This window comes from Agromyces mediolanus (assembly GCF_023715325.1).
Lineage (GTDB): Bacteria > Actinomycetota > Actinomycetes > Actinomycetales > Microbacteriaceae > Agromyces > Agromyces mediolanus_A.
Map to the genome: position 1 here is coordinate 146899 of NZ_JAMBNX010000004.1, position 16855 is coordinate 163753.

Annotated in this window: 18 protein-coding genes and 1 pseudogene; 14 read left to right on the forward strand and 5 right to left on the reverse strand. The window is 72.7% G+C overall.

What is annotated here, in order from left to right:
* Positions 1-14: 14 nt before the first annotated feature.
* Positions 15-584, reverse strand: coding sequence for a PadR family transcriptional regulator (locus tag M3147_RS08805; RefSeq protein ID WP_251203095.1), 570 nt, complete (start codon positions 582-584; stop codon positions 15-17).
* Positions 585-742: 158 nt separating this feature from the next.
* Here M3147_RS08805 and purS point away from each other — a divergent pair, with 158 nt between their 5' ends.
* The 4 genes from purS (at position 743) to M3147_RS08825 (ending at position 3337) form a co-directional block, all read left to right on the forward strand.
* A complete protein-coding gene (purS, locus tag M3147_RS08810; RefSeq protein WP_251203096.1) occupies positions 743-1024 on the forward strand; it encodes a phosphoribosylformylglycinamidine synthase subunit PurS in 282 nt (93 codons plus the stop codon).
* A gap of 4 nt (positions 1025-1028) precedes the next feature.
* A complete protein-coding gene (gene purQ / locus M3147_RS08815; RefSeq protein WP_251203097.1) occupies positions 1029-1727 on the forward strand; it encodes a phosphoribosylformylglycinamidine synthase subunit PurQ in 699 nt (232 codons plus the stop codon).
* A 118-nt stretch (positions 1728-1845) separates the two neighbouring features.
* The gene (locus tag M3147_RS08820) at positions 1846-2127 is read left to right on the forward strand and encodes a hypothetical protein (RefSeq protein ID WP_251203098.1); all 282 of its coding nucleotides are present in this window, start codon (positions 1846-1848) and stop codon (positions 2125-2127) included.
* A 289-nt stretch (positions 2128-2416) separates the two neighbouring features.
* On the forward strand, positions 2417-3337 hold the full coding sequence (locus tag M3147_RS08825; RefSeq protein WP_251203099.1) for an EamA family transporter: 921 nt from the start codon (positions 2417-2419) through the stop codon (positions 3335-3337).
* Positions 3338-3355: 18 nt separating this feature from the next.
* Here M3147_RS08825 and M3147_RS08830 read toward each other — a convergent pair whose 3' ends face one another.
* On the reverse strand, positions 3356-4108 hold the full coding sequence (locus M3147_RS08830) for a GntR family transcriptional regulator (protein ID WP_251203100.1): 753 nt from the start codon (positions 4106-4108) through the stop codon (positions 3356-3358).
* Positions 4109-4292: 184 nt separating this feature from the next.
* Here M3147_RS08830 and M3147_RS08835 point away from each other — a divergent pair, with 184 nt between their 5' ends.
* Genes M3147_RS08835 through M3147_RS08860 form a run of 6 tightly spaced genes read left to right on the forward strand, consistent with a single transcriptional unit; the run spans position 4293 to position 10886 of the window.
* Positions 4293-5216 carry a phosphate/phosphite/phosphonate ABC transporter substrate-binding protein gene (locus M3147_RS08835; RefSeq protein WP_251203101.1) on the forward strand — a complete coding sequence of 308 codons (924 nt, stop codon included), beginning with the start codon at positions 4293-4295 and terminating at the stop codon, positions 5214-5216.
* Between the two features lie 52 nt (positions 5217-5268).
* A complete protein-coding gene (gene phnC / locus M3147_RS08840; RefSeq protein WP_251203102.1) occupies positions 5269-6120 on the forward strand; it encodes a phosphonate ABC transporter ATP-binding protein in 852 nt (283 codons plus the stop codon).
* A complete protein-coding gene (locus M3147_RS08845) occupies positions 6117-7772 on the forward strand; it encodes a PhnE/PtxC family ABC transporter permease (RefSeq protein ID WP_251203103.1) in 1656 nt (551 codons plus the stop codon). The genes phnC and M3147_RS08845 overlap by 4 nt, the downstream gene beginning before the upstream one ends.
* Complete coding sequence (locus M3147_RS08850) at positions 7769-9010, forward strand: TIGR03364 family FAD-dependent oxidoreductase (protein WP_251203104.1); 1242 nt, start codon at positions 7769-7771, stop codon at positions 9008-9010. The genes M3147_RS08845 and M3147_RS08850 overlap by 4 nt, the downstream gene beginning before the upstream one ends.
* Complete coding sequence (locus tag M3147_RS08855; protein ID WP_251203105.1) at positions 9007-9762, forward strand: phosphonatase-like hydrolase; 756 nt, start codon at positions 9007-9009, stop codon at positions 9760-9762. Before M3147_RS08850 ends, M3147_RS08855 begins: the two co-directional genes overlap by 4 nt.
* Positions 9759-10886, forward strand: coding sequence for a zinc-binding dehydrogenase (locus M3147_RS08860; protein WP_251203106.1), 1128 nt, complete (start codon positions 9759-9761; stop codon positions 10884-10886). Before M3147_RS08855 ends, M3147_RS08860 begins: the two co-directional genes overlap by 4 nt.
* A 197-nt stretch (positions 10887-11083) precedes the next feature.
* On the opposite strand, the gene M3147_RS08865 is transcribed toward M3147_RS08860, so the two are convergent.
* Positions 11084-11818, reverse strand: coding sequence for a flavodoxin family protein (locus tag M3147_RS08865; protein WP_251203107.1), 735 nt, complete (start codon positions 11816-11818; stop codon positions 11084-11086).
* Positions 11819-12023: 205 nt separating this feature from the next.
* Between M3147_RS08865 and M3147_RS08870 the strand changes: the two are divergent.
* Positions 12024-12605, forward strand: a pseudogene (locus tag M3147_RS08870) (DUF1345 domain-containing protein); the annotation flags it as partial.
* Positions 12606-12704: 99 nt separating this feature from the next.
* Here the strand turns inward: M3147_RS08870 and M3147_RS08875 are convergent.
* Positions 12705-13238 carry an adenine phosphoribosyltransferase gene (locus M3147_RS08875; RefSeq protein ID WP_251203309.1) on the reverse strand — a complete coding sequence of 178 codons (534 nt, stop codon included), beginning with the start codon at positions 13236-13238 and terminating at the stop codon, positions 12705-12707.
* 168 nt (positions 13239-13406) lie between these two features.
* Between M3147_RS08875 and M3147_RS08880 the strand changes: the two genes are divergently transcribed.
* Entirely contained in the window at positions 13407-13877 is a 471-nt protein-coding gene (locus M3147_RS08880; RefSeq protein ID WP_251203310.1) for a DUF3817 domain-containing protein, read from the forward strand.
* A 52-nt stretch (positions 13878-13929) separates the two neighbouring features.
* Here the strand turns inward: M3147_RS08880 and M3147_RS08885 are convergent, their stop codons facing one another.
* The gene (locus M3147_RS08885; RefSeq protein WP_251203108.1) at positions 13930-15129 is read right to left on the reverse strand and encodes an MFS transporter; all 1200 of its coding nucleotides are present in this window, start codon (positions 15127-15129) and stop codon (positions 13930-13932) included.
* A gap of 382 nt (positions 15130-15511) precedes the next feature.
* Between M3147_RS08885 and M3147_RS08890 the strand changes: the two genes are divergently transcribed.
* Positions 15512-16330 carry a shikimate 5-dehydrogenase gene (locus tag M3147_RS08890; protein WP_251203109.1) on the forward strand — a complete coding sequence of 273 codons (819 nt, stop codon included), beginning with the start codon at positions 15512-15514 and terminating at the stop codon, positions 16328-16330.
* A 127-nt stretch (positions 16331-16457) separates the two neighbouring features.
* Positions 16458-16799, forward strand: a complete 342-nt coding sequence (locus tag M3147_RS08895) for a hypothetical protein (RefSeq protein WP_251203110.1) — start codon at positions 16458-16460, stop codon at positions 16797-16799.
* The last annotated feature ends 56 nt before the right edge of the window (positions 16800-16855 follow it).

Sequence of the window (16855 nt, forward strand, 5' to 3'; positions counted from 1 at the left end):
GGAACCTTTCGGAGTCAGTCGGCCGGCCCGGGCCAGGCGAGGGCGCCCGTCCCGAGCTCGGAGATCGTGGAGTCGAGCCAGTCCGCCTCGGCGACGAGCATGGCCCGGGTGTAATGCACGTTGAGCACGTGCGCGGTCGCGACGCCGCGCGCGGCGATGCCCTCGAGCGCGGTGTCGATGAAGCGGATGGTCTCGCGGATGCTGGCGACCCGTTCGCCGAGGAGGCGGACGACCTCACCCGCCGTCAGGTTGTGCGCCTCGCCGATCGCGGCGGGGAACTCGGGGAACTCGTTGACGTGCCGGGCGAGCATCTCGGCGATGGATTCGCGGAGCGCCTCCCGGCCGCGCTCCGTGATGGAGTACACCGTGCGCTCGGGCCGGTTGCCCTCGCGCTCGACGCCGACCTCGGCGATCAGCCCGTCGGCGGCGAAGCGCTCGACGGCCCGGTACAGCGAGCCGGGCGAGAGCTTGACGACGCGATCCTCCTTGCGCGCCAGCATCAGCTGGTACATCTCGTAGGGGTGCATGTCGCCCTCGGCGAGGACGGCGAGGGCGGTGACGCCGAGCGGCGTGAGTCGCGGCATCCGGTCCTCCCTTCTCGCGGTCGGTCGATCGTAGAGGCAATCGCCATCATCTATTCCGCCCGGAATAGTACGCCCGGAATGCTGCGCCCGCAAACCCCGCCCGCACGGGCAAGCTAGAATCGAGGCATCCCCACCCTCGACACCGGACGGAGTCCCAGGTGCCCACCATCGTCGTCGACGTGATGCCGAAGCCCGAGCTGCTCGACCCGCAGGGGAAGGCCGTCGCCGGCGCCCTGACCCGCACGGGTCACTCGCTCGTCACCGGAGTCCGCCAGGGCAAGCGATTCGAGATCACGGTCGACGGGCCGATCGACGAGGCCGTGCGCGCCGAGATCCGCACGATCGCCGAGGAGATCCTGTCGAACTCGGTCATCGAGGACGTCGTCGCGATCGACTTCGGCGACGCCGTCGGCGACGACGACGCGAACGCCGGGGCCTGATCCCATGCGCGTCGGCGTCATCACCTTCCCCGGCTCGCTCGACGACCGCGACGCGCAGCGCGCGGTGCGCCTCGCCGGCGCCGAGCCCGTCGCGCTCTGGCACGGCTCGCACGACCTCGAGGGCGTCGACGCCCTCATCCTTCCCGGCGGCTTCAGCTACGGCGACTACCTGCGCTGCGGCGCGATCGCTTCGCTCTCACCGATCATGACCGAGGTCGTGGATGCCGCGAACCGCGGCATGCCCGTCCTCGGCATCTGCAACGGCTTCCAAATGCTGACCGAGGCGCACCTGCTCGAGGGCGGTCTGATCCGCAACGACCACGGCGCGTTCATCTGCCGCGACCAGGTGCTGCGGATCGAGAACGACTCGACCGACTGGACCGGCGAGTTCGAGGCCGGCGAGCAGATCACCATCCCGCTGAAGAACGGCGAGGGCGGTTTCATCGCCGACGACGAGACGCTCGATCGCCTCGAGGGCGAAGGCCGTGTCGTGTTCCGCTATGTCGACGTGAACCCGAACGGCTCGCTCCGCGACATCGCGGGCATCACGAACGCGCGTGGCAACGTGGTCGGCCTCATGCCGCACCCCGAGCACGCGGTCGAGCCCGGCTTCGGCCCCGACACCGCCGTGGCGATGCGCTCGGGAGTCGACGGGCTGCGCTTCTTCACGAGCGTCATCCAGCGCACCCTCGCTTCGGTCTGACCCGTCTCCTCCACAATCGAGCTCCGCACTCCCTGCTCCACTGCTTCGTAATCGCGCCACTTCCGTGCGCCCGGCGCTGGAAGTCTGGCCGTGGAACGGCGACGATGAAGGGGTGCAGATGACCGAGGCGCAGGTGTGGACCATGCTGGGGGTGTTCACGACGCTCATGTTCGGCATGCTCACGGTGGTGTCGGTCGGGTTCGTCCGCGTGCTCCGAGCCGAGCTCGGCGGCGTGCGCAGCGAGATCGGCGGCGTGCGCAGCGAGATCGACGGCGTGCGCGAAGAGATGCGGGCACGCTTCGAGGCGGTCGAGGCCCGCTTCGACGCGGTCGGTCACCGCATCGACGGCCTCGACCGTGACGTGCAGATGCTCGTGCGGCGCAACTTCGGGGTCGACTGAGCGACCGGCGCCCGCGCCGGCACAGCTGTTCACCCGCCTCGCCGGCGGGGCGGACTCGCCGAGGCGAACTCCCGGTGAACGATCCGCTCGCGACGCCGCACCGGCCCGGTGCGCCGCAGCCCGGCTGCTAGCGTCGAGGGCGATAGCGCCTAGGGTTCCGGGGCCGACCGCGAGGTCCGCCCGACTGGTCCGAGCGGCGCCACGGCCACTGCCAGCGGCGGCCGTCATCTGACAGGACAAAAGCCCGGAGGACCGGTTCGTCGCGCCCCGCGGCGGGCAGAAGGTCCCCATGTCGCCCACCGCGCTCGCCCTCGTCCTCGCCGCCGCCGTCTGCCACGCTGCGTGGAACATCCTCGCCCACGGCGTCAGCCGCATCGGCGTTCCCTTCCTCTGGTGGGGCGCCGTCGCCGCGACACTCGTCTGGCTGCCGCTCGTGCCCGCCACCGGGGGCCTCGGCAATGCGAGACCCGAGGAGGTCGCCCTCGGCGTCGGCGTCTCGGCGCTGTTGCACTGCGGCTACATGCTCGTGCTGCAGCGCGGCTACGCCGGTGGCCGGCTCTCGACGGTCTACGCGACCGCTCGGGGCACCGGGCCGACGCTGACCGTGATCGTCGCGGTGACCCTGCTCGGCGAACGCCCCTCGTCCGCCGCCTTTGCCGGCATCGCGGTCATCCTCGCCGGCATCGTGGCGATCGGAATGCTCGACCGCGGACGCGGGAGCGCCGGGGCGCCCGGCACCGCTGACGGGACAGCGGCCGCCGAGGCACCCCAGCCGCGCCGCCGTCTCCGCCTCGACCCTGGCATCGCGTGGGGCCTCGCGACGGGCGTCGCCATCGCGATCTACACCGTGTGGGACGCGCACGCGGTGCGGGAGTGGGCCGTCCCGCCCGTCGCGTACATGGTCGGCTGCACGCTGGGCGAGATCGTGCTCTACGCGGCGATGCTCGGCCGGCGCCGCCGCGAGCTGCTGCCGGTCGCGCGTCGGCACTGGCCGCGCATCCTGCTGTTCGGGGCGCTCTCGCCGCTCTCCTACATCCTCGTGCTCGTCGCCGTCACGATGGCCCCGGTCGCACTCGTCGCCCCCATGCGGGAGGTCAGCGTGGTGCTCGTGAGCCTGTTCGGCGCGATCGTGCTGCGGGAGGGCCGGCCGGGCTGGCGGCTCGCGGCCTCGGCGCTCGTCGTGGGCGGCATCGCCCTGCTCGCGATCTGAGTCCGCCGCCCGCTCGGATCACGAGCCGCCGATCGGCCGCAGGTAGTGCTCGCCGCGCGGCGCGCGGCCGGACGCGGCCACGGTGAAGCGCACGAGGTCGCTGCGGTAGCGGTCGTCGGATGCCTCGAACACCCGCCCCTCGGCATCCCGGGAGATGCGCCGCAGCCGCAGCACCGGCGAGCCGAGCGGCAGCTCGAGCAGCGCCGCATCGAGCTCGTCGGCGGCGACGGCGTCGATCTCGTGGTCGACGTCGCTCGAGCCGAAGCCGTGCTCGGCGAGCACCTCGGTGATCGACACGGCGTCGAGGTCGATGCCGAACAGGATGCGCCCGGCGGCCTCGACGTAGCTGAGCCGCTCGAGCATCGCGGGTCGGCCGTCGAGCCGGCGCAGGCGCAGCACGTGCGCGACGAGCTCGCCCGGCTCCACGCCGAGCAGGAGCGCCTGCTCCTCGTCGGCGCGGCGGAGCGAGACCTCCTGGGTGGCCGCCCCGGGCTCGGCGCCGAGCTCGCGCGCCCAGCGGGTGAACGGGATGGAGACATCGACCGCCTGGTGCGCCTTGCGCTCGATGACCCGCGCGGGTCGCCCGCGGCTCGTCTCGATGAGCCCCTCCTGCCGGAGCTCGGCGAGCGCATTGCGAACCGGCCCGCGCGAGGTGTGCCACTGCTCGGCGAGCTCCGCCTCGGTGGGCACCTCGTCGCCGGGCGAGAGCTGCCCGCTCGCGATCCGCTGCCGCAGTTCCTGGGCGATCTCCTTGTACACCGTCGACGTCACGTAGGCAGACTACTTCCAGCCGGCGCGAAGCGAAACGCCGTGGGGCTTCTGGACACCCGCGGTTCACGTTCAGGGGAAGAAGAGTGAACACCTCGTGAATCCGCGCTGAGATCGGTATACATCTTTCGGGTGATCTGGCAGCGTTGCCGTCGCCAGCATCCGCACCCCTGCCTGAAAGGCCGTCATGATCACCCGCACCACGACCTCCGCGTTCGCGCTCCTCGGCGCCGCCGCCCTCGCCATCGGCCTCTCGGCCTGCTCGGGCACGGCCTCCGCCGGCGAGTCCGGCGACGCCGCCGCCGGCTTCGCCGTCGACGCGAACACCCTCGTGTTCGGCGTCGTGCCCGACTCGGTCGACACCGAGACCAACTACCAGCCGCTCATGGACTACCTCGCCCAGGAGACCGGCAAGACCGTCGAGTACCACGAGTCGACCGACTACGCGGCCCTCATCGAGGCTGCGGTCGCCGGCAAGATCGACGTCGCCTCGTTCTCCGGCTTCACCTACGTGACCGCCACGAACAACGGCGCCGAGCTCACCCCGATCTCCTCCATCGTCACGGCCGAGGGCCAGGAGCCCGGCTACTACTCGCAGGCCATCGTGCCCGCGAGCAGCGGGATCACCGACCTCGCGGGCTTCGCCGGCAAGAAGGTCTGCTTCGTCGACCCGTCGTCGACCTCGGGCTACCTCTTCCCGACGTACAACCTCCTCGAGGCCGGCGTCGACCCCGAGCAGGACATCACCCCGGTGTTCGCCGGCAAGCACGACGTCAGCGTCAGCAAGGTCGGCGAGGGCGTCGAGTGCGAGGCGGGCTTCGCCGAGGACAGCGAGGTCGCGAAGAGCGATCAGGTCAAGGTCGTCGCGGAGACCATGGTCCCCGGCGCCCCGATCGTCGTCTCGAACTCGCTCCCGGCCGAGCTGAAGACGCAGATCACCGAGCTGCTCGGCGAGGTGACGATCGACGACATCATCGCCTCGGGCGTGCAGAGCGCCGACTCGGACGGCTTCCGCTCGGTCTTCTTCGAGACCAAGCCCGTCGACGACGCCTACTACGACACCATCCGCGACATCTGCAAGAAGACCAACGCGGAGCAGTGCCAGGGCTGATCCCCGCGGCCTGACCACCCGAATGCACGCCACCGAACCGGAACGAGCCGACATGCCCAGCCCCATCATCGAGGTGCGCGACCTCGACAAGCGATTCGACCGCACGCTCGCCCTGCACGGCGTCGAGCTCACGATCGACCGCGGCGAGATCGTCGTGCTCCTCGGGCTCTCCGGCTCCGGCAAGTCGACCCTGCTCCGTCACCTCGACGGGCTGGAGACGCCGACGTCCGGTTCGGTGCGCGTGCTGGGCGAGGAGGTGCCGCGCCTGCGCGGCCGGCGCCTCCGCGCCCTGCGCGGCCGGGTCGGCTTCGTGTTCCAGCAGTTCGAGCTCGTCCCCTCGCTCACGGTGCTGGAGAACGTGCTCACCGGCTCGCTCGCCCGACTCCGCGGCCCGCGCCTCGGCCTGTGGAGCTACCCGCGCCGCCTGAAGCTCGCCGCGCTCGGCCACCTCGACCGGGTCGGCCTGCTCGACCGCGCCTACCAGCGCGCCGACACCCTCTCCGGCGGGCAGCAGCAGCGCGTGGCGATCGCCCGCGCGCTCATGCAGGAGCCGGAGATCCTCCTCGCGGACGAGCCCGTCGCCTCGCTCGACCCCGAGTCGAGCGAGCAGGTCATGGCCCTCATCCGCGAGATCGCGATGGACGCGGGGCTCACCGTCGTGTGCAGCCTGCACCAGGTCGATCTCGCGCTCGCGTGGGGCGACCGCATCGTGGGGCTCCGCGGCGGCCGCCTCGTGCTCGACACCCCGACCGAGGGCCTCGGCAAGGCCGAGGTCATGGAGATCTACGGCCGGGTCGCGACGGCCACGGCCGAGCTCGAGGCGATCGAGACGGAGCTCGCGGATGCCTCGTCCGAGGCCCGCCCGGAGCACGCCGAGCCGCTCGCCGAGGGAGCCGGTCGATGACCGCCCTCGCCCCGGCCGCAGGAGCCGCCTCCGTCGCCGAGCGCGCCCCCAAGCACCGCCGCTCGCCGGAGCGGATCGCCGCCGGCCTCGCCCTCGTCGCCCTCGTCGTGGCCTCGCTCTTCGCCCTGAACTCGCTCGGCATCTCGCTGCCGTCGATGCTCGAGAGCTGGTCGAACGCCGAGCGCTTCTTCACCCGCGTCGGCACGATCCGCTTCCCGGAGCCGCTCGAACTCGTCCAGCTCACCGCGCTCACCCTCGGCATCGTCGTGACCGGCACGCTCTTCGCCGCGATCTGCTCCGTGCCGATCGCCGACCTCGCGGCGTCGAACACGACGCCGGGGCCCGGATGGCGCGCGGCCGCCCGCTTCATCACGGTCTTCACCCGCGCGCTGCCCGACGTCGTGCTCGCCATGGTGTTCGTCCTGCTGTTCTCGCTCGGCTCGCTGCCCGGCATCCTCGCGATCGGCATCCACTCGATCGGGATGATCGCGAAGCTCTTCGCCGACGCCATCGAGCAGATCGACGAGGGCCCGCGCCGGGCCATCCGCGCCGCCGGCGGCTCGAAGCTGCAGCAGTTCACGAGCGGCATCCTGCCGCAGGTGCTGCCCAGCTGGGTGGCGACCGTGCTGCACCGCAACGACATCAACCTGCGCGGATCGGTCGTGCTCGGCTACGTGGGCGTCGCCGGCCTCGGCCTCGAGATGTCGCACGCCTTCAAGTCGCTGAACTACTCGCTCGGGCTCGGCATCGCGATCGTCATGCTCGCCCTCTGCGTGCTCATGGAGCTCATCTCGAGCGCGGTGCGACGGGCCATGCTGCACGGCGGCCGGGCGAGCGGCGGGCCGCTCGCCGCGACGACCGCCGAGGCCGCGGTCCGCCGCCCGTGGACCGCCGCCCGCGTGCGCACGACGATCTGGAGCTGGGTGACCGCCGCCCTCCTCATCGGCGCGATCGTGGTCTGCAACATCCAGTGGGGCGATCTCGTCACGGTGTGGGCGAAGATCCCGCCGGTCGCGGCGCAGTTCTGGCCGCCGAGCTTCGGCGCGTACGACTGGACGCGGATGTCGGGTGCGATGCTCGAGACGATCGCCATCGCCCTCGCGGCGGCCGTGCTGACGCTGCTCGCCTCGATCGTGATCGGCTCCCTCGCCGCCCGCAACGTCGCCCCGAACCGCGGCACCCGGGCGGGCGCGCGGTTCCTCCTCGTCGGCATCCGCGGGGTGCCCGAGGTGATCCTCGCGATCGTGCTCATCGTCATCACCGGCCTCGGCGCGCAGGCGGGCACCCTCGCACTCGCCTTCGGCGGGATCGGGCTCGCCGGCAAGCTCATCGCCGACTCGCTCGAGGAGGTGAAGGGCGGACCCGAGCGCGCGATCACCGCGACCGGGGCGAGTCGTTTCCAGCGCTACGCCGCCGCCACGCTGCCGCAGGGCACGCCCGCGATCATCGGGCACAGCTTCTACCTGCTCGACACGAACATCCGCGCGGCGACGATCCTCGGCATCGTCGGCGGCGGCGGCATCGGCTACTACCTGCTGAACGCCGGTCAGGGCTCCAACTACGGCGTCGTGACGGCGATCGTGCTGATGATCCTCGTGACCGTGCTCGCCGTCGAGGGCCTCGCGATGTGGATGCGGCGGGTGTTCCGTTGAGCGCGGAGCTGAGCGCCGGTCTGAGTGCCGAGCGCTACGACCTCGTGGTGGTGGGCGGCGGCGTGATCGGGCTGGGCGCGGCGTACGCGGGCCTCCGCCGGGGCCTGCGCGTGCTCGTCGTCGAGCGCGGGGCCGAGGCGAACGGCGCCTCGGTCCGCAACTTCGGCCACCTCTGCGTGACGCCGCAGACCGGCGTCGCCCGCCGGCACGGCCTCGCCGCCCGCGAACTCTGGCTGCGGCTGGCCCGCGACGCCGGGGTGTGGCTTCGCGAGTCGGGCACGCTCGTCGTCGCCCGCGCCGCCGACGAGCTCGCCGTGCTCGAGGAGCTCGCGGCCGCCAGAGCCGGCGCGAGCGACGCGCCCGAGCTTCCGGCCGGGCGTGCCGAGGTCGAGCTGCTCGACGCCGCGACGATCACCGCCCGGCTGCCGATCCCCGCGGGCTCCGCGGTCGGCGGCGCGGTGCTGCCCCTCGATCTGCAGGCGAACCCCCGCCAGGCGCTCGCCGCGATCACGGCGCACCTGCGCGAGCGGGGCGTCGAGTTCCGCTTCCGCACCGCCGTCGGCGCGGTGGAGCCCGGGCGGGTCGCGACGAGCCGGGGCGAGGTGGCGGCGGAGCGGATCGTCGTCGCGACGAACCATGACGTCGACCAGCTGTTCCCCGAGGTCGCCGATGAGCTCGGCATCCTCCGCTGCGGCCTCGACATGCTGCGCGTCTCGGCCGAGCTCTCCCGACCGCTCGACGCGCCGCTGCTCACCGGCTGGTCGCTGCTGCGGTACTCGGGCTTCGCCGCCACGCCCGCGGTCGACGCCCTCCGCGAGCGGCTGCACGGCGAACGCCCGGATCTCGCCGCCCTCGACCTCAACCAGATGTACACGCAGCTGCCCGACGGCAGCCTCATCGTCGGGGACACGCACTACCGCGGCCCCGCCGTGACCCCGTTCCAGCCGGAGGCCGCCGCCGACGCGCTGCTCGAGGAGTTCCAGGCGCTGTTCGGGGCGACGCCCCGGGTGCTCGAACGCTGGCAGGGCGTGTACGCGAGCGGCCGCGACGAGTTCCTCGATCTGGAGGCCCGTCCCGGCGTGCACCTCGCCGCGGCCACGACCGGCATCGGCATGACGACCGGCCTCGGCCTCGCCGAGCACGTCGTCGCCGGCTTCGCCGACGCCGCACCCCGGACGCCGGCCGGGACGCAGACCCAGACGCCGCGCACGCGGCACCAGCAGGAAGGCACGAGATGACCATCGACACCGCACCCGGACTCGCCGAGCCCGCCGACTCCCACGAGATCGAGCTCGTCGTGCTCGACCTCGCCGGCACGACCGTCCGCGACGACGGACTCGTCGAGCGCGCCTTCGCCCTCGCGGCCGAGCGCGCCGGCTTCGCCCCGGAGGGCGAGGCGCGCGAGACCGCGCTGCAGTACGTACGCGACACCATGGGCCAGTCGAAGATCGAGGTCTTCCGCGCGCTCACCGGCGACGAGGCCGTCGCGCAGCGCGCCAACGAGGAGTTCGAGCGCGCCTACGCCGAGCTCATCGACGAGGTCGGCGTCGAGGCGATCCCCGGTGCCGAGGCAGCGGTGCGCGCGCTGCGCGAAGCCGGGGCATCCGTCGTCCTCACCACCGGGTTCTCCCCCGCGACGCGGGACGCCCTGCTCGGCGCGCTCGGCTGGACCGGGCTCGCCGACCTCGTGCTCGCCCCGGCCGACGCCGGGCGCGGACGCCCGCACCCCGATATGCCGCTCACCGCCCTGCTGCGCACCGGCACGAGCTCGGTCGAGGCGATGGCCGTCGTCGGCGACACCCGCAGTGACATGCGCTCCGGCGTGAACGCGGGCGCCGGGCTCGTCGTCGGCGTGCTCACCGGCGCCCACGACCGCGACGCCCTCGAGGACGCCGGGGCCGACGAGGTGCTCGGTTCCGTCGCCGAGCTCCCCGCGCTGCTCGGCCTCGACGCGGCGCGCCTCGAGGTCGACCCCGGCGCGTCGGCGTGAGCCCCGCGCGCACCTCGGCCGGCGCGGTGCTCGTGACGCCGTCGCCGGCGGCGATGGTGTGGCACGAGCCCGGTCGGGCGCACGAGTCGATCGCGGTGCCCGGCGTTGAGCTGCGGCCCGGCGAGGTGCTCGTCGAAGTCGAGCTCGCGACGGTCTGCGGCTCCGACGTGCACACGGTGCTCGGTCACCGCCGGCAGCCCGCCCCCGGCGTGCTCGGCCACGAGCAGGTCGGGCGCGTCGTCGCCCTCGGCCCGGGCGGCGCCTCCTCGGTCGACGGCGCGGTGCTCGCGCTCGGCGACCGGGTGGTGTGGACCGTCACGGCGAGCTGCGGGGCGTGCGAACGCTGCCTGCGCGGGCTTCCGCAGAAGTGCCACGAGCTGCGCAAGTACGGGCACGAGCGGCTCGAGCGCGGCTGGGAGCTCTCGGGGGGCTTCGCGACGCACGTGCACCTGCTCCGCGGCACCGGCATCGTGCGCGTGCCCGAGACGATGCCGGCCGAGCTCGCGGCGCCCGCCTCATGTTCGACCGCGACGGCGGTCGCCGCGCTGGATGCCGGTGGCGGCGCCCCGCTCGACGGCGCCGAGGTGCTCGTGGCGGGCGCCGGCATGATCGGCCTCGCGGTCACCGCGATCGCGAGCGCGGCAGGGGCGACCGTCACGGTCGTGGATCCCGACGACGCGCGTCGCGAGCCCGCGCGGCGCTTCGGCGCGCGGACCGTGCTCGACCCTGGCGACGGCGCCCTCCCGGGCCAGCTCGCGGCCCACGGCCGCGCGGCGCCGGTGCTCTCCGTCGAGGCATCCGGCTCCGCCCGCTCGGTACGCGCCCTGCTCGAGACGAGCGAGGTGGGCGGCACGGTCGTGCTCGTCGGCAGCGTCTCGCCCGGGCCGTCCGTGGAGCTCGATCCCGAGCGGATGGTGCGGCGCCTCCTCACCGTGCGCGGGGTGCACAACTACGCCCCGGCGCACCTGCAGGGCGCGATCGACTTCCTCGCGGCGACGCCCGGGCCGTTCGCCGCCGAGCACCTGGTCGGCGCGAGCTTCCCCCTCGACGCGATCGACGAGGCGCTCGTCGCGGCCGCGGCGGGCACGCACGTGCGCGTCGCCGTGGACCCGCACGCACGCTGAGCGCGCCCGCACCGCCTCACCCTGCCCGCCCCGCCCGGCCACTCGCCCACTCCCTCCCCCTTGCCCACTCCCTCCCCCGAGGGCCCACCCTCGAGGGGGTCGTTTTCCGGCAGAAACGACGGGCTCGAGCCGTGCGCGTGTCGCAATTCGACCCCCTCGAGGGGACAGAGGGCAGGGGCAGGGGCGGCCGAGCGCGCTCAGCGGTACTCGGGGTTCGCACCGTACGGGTTCGGCTCGAAGCCCGAGCGCTGCCCGTCCTCCCACTCGGCGATCGAGTTGCCCCCGAGCGGGAAGCCGCCCGCGTCCTTCAGCAGCCGCGCCAGATGCAGCAGGTTGTAGCTGAGGAACGTCGTGTTCCGGTTGGTGAATTCGTTTTCGGGCCCGCCGGATCCCGGGTCGAGGTAGCTCGGCCCGGGGCCCGCCTCGCCGACCCAGCCGGCATCCGCCCCCGGCGGGATGGCCACGCCGATGTGCTGCAGGCTGAACAGCACGTCCATCGCGCAGTGCTTGAGGCCGTCCTCGTTGCCGGTGATGATCGCCCCACCGACCTTGCCGTAGTAGACGTACTGGCCGCGCTCGTTCCGCTCGCCGCTCATCGCGTAGAGCCGCTCGATCAGCCGCTTCGTGACGGAGGAGTTGTCGCCGAGCCAGATCGGTCCGCCGATGACCAGGATGTCGGCCGCCTCGACGAGCGGCCACACCTCCTCGGGCCACGCGTCGCTCGCCCAGCCGTGCTCGCGCATGTCCGGGTAGACGCCCGTGGCGACGTCGAGGTCCACGAATCGCAGCACGTCGACGTGCACCCCGTGCTCGCGCATGAGGGCGATGCTCGCATCCATGAGGCCCTGGGTGTTGCTGCGCTCCGGGCTGCGCTTCAGCGTGCAGTTCACGTAGAGGGCGCGGAGGTCGGAGAAGTCGGGGAGCTCGCTCATCCGTGTGACGCTAGGCCCGCCGGCTGTGCACGGGGAGGGGGTTGACGGCGCTGCGAGGCATCCGCGCGCCGATGCTGGCGCTCGCGCCCCCGCTGCGGCAGGCTACGAGCAGACGGAGGGATGCCGCGGCGAACGCCGCTCGCCCGGGGAGGAGCGCACCGTGGCGACGAGCACGGCGAAGCAGCATGGCGCCGACGTGGGGGCGATGGTCGCGGAGTCGCTCGGGCTCGTGATCCAGATCCCGCTCGTCTGGCTCGGCGTTGCGTTCATCGTCGGCGACGACATCGAGGAGCTCGTGGGCTGGTGCCTCGTCGGCACCTTCTACCTCGTCGTCACGATCGTGGCGCTGAACCTCGCCGTGCGGCTGCCCGGCATGGCCGGCCGCGCCGAGACCCGCCGCTTCCTCGCGCACCCCGCGATGCGGATCGCGGCGACCCTGCTCACCTTCTCGTCGAGCACGGTCGGCGTCGTGGCGGCGATCCAGCTCATCGTGCTGCGGAACGACCCTGAATGGAGCGGCTTCATCGAGCTGTTCGCCGTCTGGGCGATGCTCGTCGCGTGGGGCCTGTTCCACTGGGGTTGGGCACGGATCTACTATTCGCGCTATCACCGGGCACCCGGCATCCCGCCGCTCGAGTTCCCGAGGACCCCGGAGCCGGAGCTCATCGACTTCGTCTACTTCGCCTTCACCAACGCGACGAACTTCTCAGTGTCGGACGTGCAGGTGACGACCACGCGCATGCGCTGGACCGTGATCTGGCACACCTCGCTCAGCTTCTTCTTCAACGCCCTGATCCTGGTGCTCGCGATCAACACGATCACCGGCATCCAGATCCGACCCGGACCTGCTGAAGTAGCCGCCGCCCGCGCGGCTGGCGGGGGTGGGTCAATAACTGAGCAGGCTGTACGCCTCGAGCCGGGCGGGGAGCGCGTCGCGCCCGCGCAGCTCGGCGAGCTCGATCGCGACGGAGACGCCGGCCACGTGCCATCCGGCCCGCTCGACGAGGCGCGCCGCGGCGGCCACCGTCCCCCCGGTCGCGAGCACATCGTCGACGATCAGCACGCGGGTGCCCGGCGGGAGCTCGCCCTCGTGCACCTCGAGCGCCGCCGTGCCGTACTCGAGCGAGTACTCCTCGCGGAGCACCGCGCGCGGCAGCTTGCCCGCCTTACGGATCGGCAGCACGCCCACCCCGGCCGCCACGGAGGCGGCCGCCGCGAGGAGAAAGCCGCGGGCCTCGACCCCGGCGAGCACGTCGAAGCGCCCCGCGAACGGCGCCGTCAACGCCTCGGCGAGCGCGTGGAACGCCTCCCCGTCGGCGAAGACCGGCGTCAGGTCGCGGAAGAGCACGCCCGGCTCCGGGAAGTCGGGGATGAGCGCGAGGTGCGACTCGACCAGGGCACGGGTTTCGGACTCGTTCACCGTGACAGGCTAGCCCGCCGCGCGCGCCCGCCGGAACGGCGGGGGCCGTCGGGCGCGGTGGGCGCGCCGTCGAGGCATCCGCTCGGCGCGGTTCCAACCTTCGACGGATGCCTCGACCCGCCGGATCGGCGACGATGGAAGCATCCCGATCGCTGGAGTCCCCCACCTATGACCACACTCAGCCCCAAGCGGCTCTTCCGCGGCCTCGCCCTCGCCGAGGCCGTCACCTGGACGATCCTCATCGTCGCCATGATCCTGAAGTACGCCGCCGGCGTCGAGTGGGCGGTGCTCGTGGGCGGTTCGATCCACGGCTTCGTCTTCCTCGCCTACGCGGCGAGCTCGATCCTCGTCGGCGTGAACCAGCGCTGGAGCGTCGGCCGCATCGCCTTCGCCGTCCTCACCGCGATCGTGCCGTATGCGACGATCCCGTTCGAGCTGCACCTCGTGCGCAGCGGTCGCCTCGAGGGCGACTGGCGCCGCGAGCCCACCGACCACCCGGACGACGGCGCGTGGTGGAACCGGGTGCTGCGCTGGTTCCTCGCCCGCCCCGTGCTCCTCGCCTCGGTCGCCGTCGTCGCGATCGCCGCGATCTTCGGCGGACTGCTGGTGCTCGGCCCGCCCGGAGGCTGGCAGAGCTGAACGAGCGGCGAGCCGACCTGCGCCGGCCCGATCGGCGCCGAACGGCCTCCCGTTACCGACGCACGCGGTTGACGAGCGCCGTCCAGACGAGGGCGGCCGTCGAGCAGACGAGCAGCGCCACGAATACCCAGGGGAGTCCCGCGAGCCCGATCGCGCCGTAGAGCACCGAGCCGAGCAGCGCGCCGCCGCCGATGCCGAGGTTGAACGCGGTCGTGTAGAACGAGGCCGCGGCGTCGCGGATCCGAGCGGACGCCGAGTGCAGCAGCCGGGTGTTCAGCATCGGCGGCAGCGCGCCGAACGCCGTGCCCCAGAGCAGGAACGAGGCGATCCCGACGACGGGCGACTGCGCGAAGGCGGCCAGTCCGGCGACGCCGATGCCGGTCGCGACGAGCGCGATGACGAGCCCCACGGTCGGTCGACGTCCGAGCACGGTGCCGGCGAGCAGGAGGCCGACCGCACCGGCGATGCCGTAGGCGAGCAGCATGGGGCTGATGGCGCTCGCCGGCAGGCCCATCACCTCGGTGATGAACGGCGCGACGAAGGTGTAGAAGGTGTACGCGCCGATCATCGTCACCATCGTGATGAGGCACACGACGACCACGGGCACGAACGTCGGGTCTCGGCGGAGGCTGAGCGGTTCCGCGTCGGCGCTGGCGGCGTGGTGCGCCACAGGCGGCAGGAAGCGCAGCACGAGCAGCGCGCCGAGGAGCGCGGCGCCGCCGACCACGGCGAACGCGAGACGCCACCCGAAGGCCTGCCCGAGCGCGGTGCTGAGCGGCACGCCGAGCACGAAGGCGAGCGAGCCGCCGGCGACGCTGATCGAGACCGCGCGGGCGAGCTGCTCCTTCGGCACGAGGTGGCCGGCGTAGGCGCCGACGACCGACCAGAACACGGCGTGCGCGGCACCGCCGAGCACGCGGGTCGCGACGACGGCAGGGTAGTTCGGCGCGAGCGCGGTCAGCACGCAGCTGAGCGCGAGGATGCCGAGGGTGATCACGATGAGCGTCCGGCGCGGCACCCGGCGGGTGAGGGCCGAGAGTGGCACCGCGGCGATCACGACGGTGCCGGCGAAGACGGTGACGAGCACGCCGATCGCGGGCTCGCCGACGCCGAGCTCGCGGCTCATGTCGGGCAGGAGTCCCGTGGGGATCATCTCGATCGTGATGGAGAGAAAGACGGCGGTGGCGAGGGTGAGCAGCCCGAGCCACGGGAAGGGCGGCGCCGGAACGGCGCGCGACGAAGACGAGGTCATGCGGATACCCAGGAGGGAACGTGTCGCTCGTCGGCACCGGGGCGGGGCTCCGCGCATGCGCCGCGACGAGGACTGCGCGCCGATGTGCGCGCCCAGGGCCGCCGGGAACCGACGACCACGTCCCAGTGTACCGGCGGGCGGGCGCGCGCGGGCCCGATCCGCCCGCCCGGCCCGCCCGGCCCGCCCGCCCGGCCTGCCCGCCCGGCCCGCCCGCGCTCCGCGAGCGCGCCACTTCCGCTTCGTTGCGCCATCTCTACTGGCGCGTCGCTGCCGAAGTGGCGCGGATGCCTCGAGCCGACGCCGAGCGTGCCCTCGAGGCATCCGGAGCGCGCCACTTCCACGAGCGCGCCACTTCCACGAGCGCCGGGTGCACACTGGGAGCATGCCCATCCTGAACAAGGACATGACCCTGTGCATCTCGCTCTCGGCGCGGCCGTCGAACCTGGGAACGCGGTTCCACAACTTCCTCTACGACGAGCTCGGGCTGAACTTCGTCTACAAGGCGTTCTCGACCGAGGACATCGAGGGAGCGGTCCGTGGCATCCGGGCGCTCGGCATCCGCGGTGCGAGCGTCTCGATGCCGTTCAAGGAGGCGGTGATCCCGCTCGTCGACGAGCTCGAGCCCTCGGCGCTCGCCATCGAGTCCGTGAACACGATCGTGAACGACGGCGGACGGCTCGTCGCGGCCAACACCGACTATGAGGCGATCGCGGAGCTGATCCGCGCGAACGGGCTGGACCCCGAGGCGCGGGTGCTCGTCCGGGGGTCCGGAGGCATGGCGAAGGCGGTCGTGGCCGCCTTCCGGGACGCCGGCTTCGCCCGGGTGACCGTGCTCGCCCGGAACCGAGAGCTCGGGCCGGCGCTCGCCGAGAAATACGGCTACGAATGGCTCGCCGACGACCCGGGGCCGGGGACGGCGGACGTGATCGTGAACGTCACGCCGATCGGGATGGCCGGGGCGGATGCCGAGACCCTCGCCTTCCCGCCGGAGCACATCACGACGGCGGCGGTCGTCTTCGACGTCGTGGCCTTCCCGGCCGAGACGCCGCTCATCCGGGCCGGGCGCGACGCGGGCAAGCTCGTGATCTCGGGCGCCGAGGTGCACGCGCTGCAGGCGGCCCGTCAGTTCGAGCGGTACACCGGAGCCCCGCTGACGCCGGAGCAGGTCGCGCGGGCGGCCGCGTTCGCCCGGGAGGAGTGACGGCGACGGCCACGTGCCGTCCCTCCACAGCCGAATGCAGCGGCTGCAGCGTTCACAGATGTGCGATAGCGCCACTTCCACGCGTCCGGCCCTGGAAGTCTCGGGATCACCAGCCCATGATGGAACGGTGATCGAAGTGAATGAACCCCAGGTCTGGACGCTGCTCGGCGTCTTCGCCGCCGCGCTCTTCGGCATGCTCACGCTGATGACGACGGTCTTCCTCCGTGTGATCCGGGTCGAGATCGGCAGCGTACGAACCGAGCTCCGCGGCGCGTTCGGCGAGCTCCGCGGCGAGTTCCGCAGTGGGCTCAGCGAGCTCCGAGGGGAGCTCCGCGGCGAACTCGGCGAGCTCCGCGGCGAACTCGGCGAGCTCCGCGGCGAACTCACGACGCTCCATCACCGCGTCGACAGCCTCGATCGCGACGTCCAGGCGCTCGTGAAACGCAGCTTCGGCGTCGAGCGCGAGTGACCGCCGATGGCCAGCTGCGCCCGGCCGCCGAGCCCGCGCGCCGCCGGTAGACTGAT

Coding starts and splice junctions, on each gene's coding strand:
- M3147_RS08805 (WP_251203095.1), bottom strand. CDS start 584: ATGCCGCGACTCACGCCGCTCGGCGTCACCGCCCTCGCCGTCCTCGCC.
- purQ (WP_251203097.1), top strand. CDS start 1,029: ATGCGCGTCGGCGTCATCACCTTCCCCGGCTCGCTCGACGACCGCGAC.
- M3147_RS08820 (WP_251203098.1), top strand. CDS start 1,846: ATGACCGAGGCGCAGGTGTGGACCATGCTGGGGGTGTTCACGACGCTC.
- M3147_RS08825 (WP_251203099.1), top strand. CDS start 2,417: ATGTCGCCCACCGCGCTCGCCCTCGTCCTCGCCGCCGCCGTCTGCCAC.
- M3147_RS08835 (WP_251203101.1), top strand. CDS start 4,293: ATGATCACCCGCACCACGACCTCCGCGTTCGCGCTCCTCGGCGCCGCC.
- phnC (WP_251203102.1), top strand. CDS start 5,269: ATGCCCAGCCCCATCATCGAGGTGCGCGACCTCGACAAGCGATTCGAC.
- M3147_RS08845 (WP_251203103.1), top strand. CDS start 6,117: ATGACCGCCCTCGCCCCGGCCGCAGGAGCCGCCTCCGTCGCCGAGCGC.
- M3147_RS08855 (WP_251203105.1), top strand. CDS start 9,007: ATGACCATCGACACCGCACCCGGACTCGCCGAGCCCGCCGACTCCCAC.
- M3147_RS08865 (WP_251203107.1), bottom strand. CDS start 11,818: ATGAGCGAGCTCCCCGACTTCTCCGACCTCCGCGCCCTCTACGTGAAC.
- M3147_RS08880 (WP_251203310.1), top strand. CDS start 13,407: ATGACCACACTCAGCCCCAAGCGGCTCTTCCGCGGCCTCGCCCTCGCC.
- M3147_RS08885 (WP_251203108.1), bottom strand. CDS start 15,129: ATGACCTCGTCTTCGTCGCGCGCCGTTCCGGCGCCGCCCTTCCCGTGG.
- M3147_RS08890 (WP_251203109.1), top strand. CDS start 15,512: ATGCCCATCCTGAACAAGGACATGACCCTGTGCATCTCGCTCTCGGCG.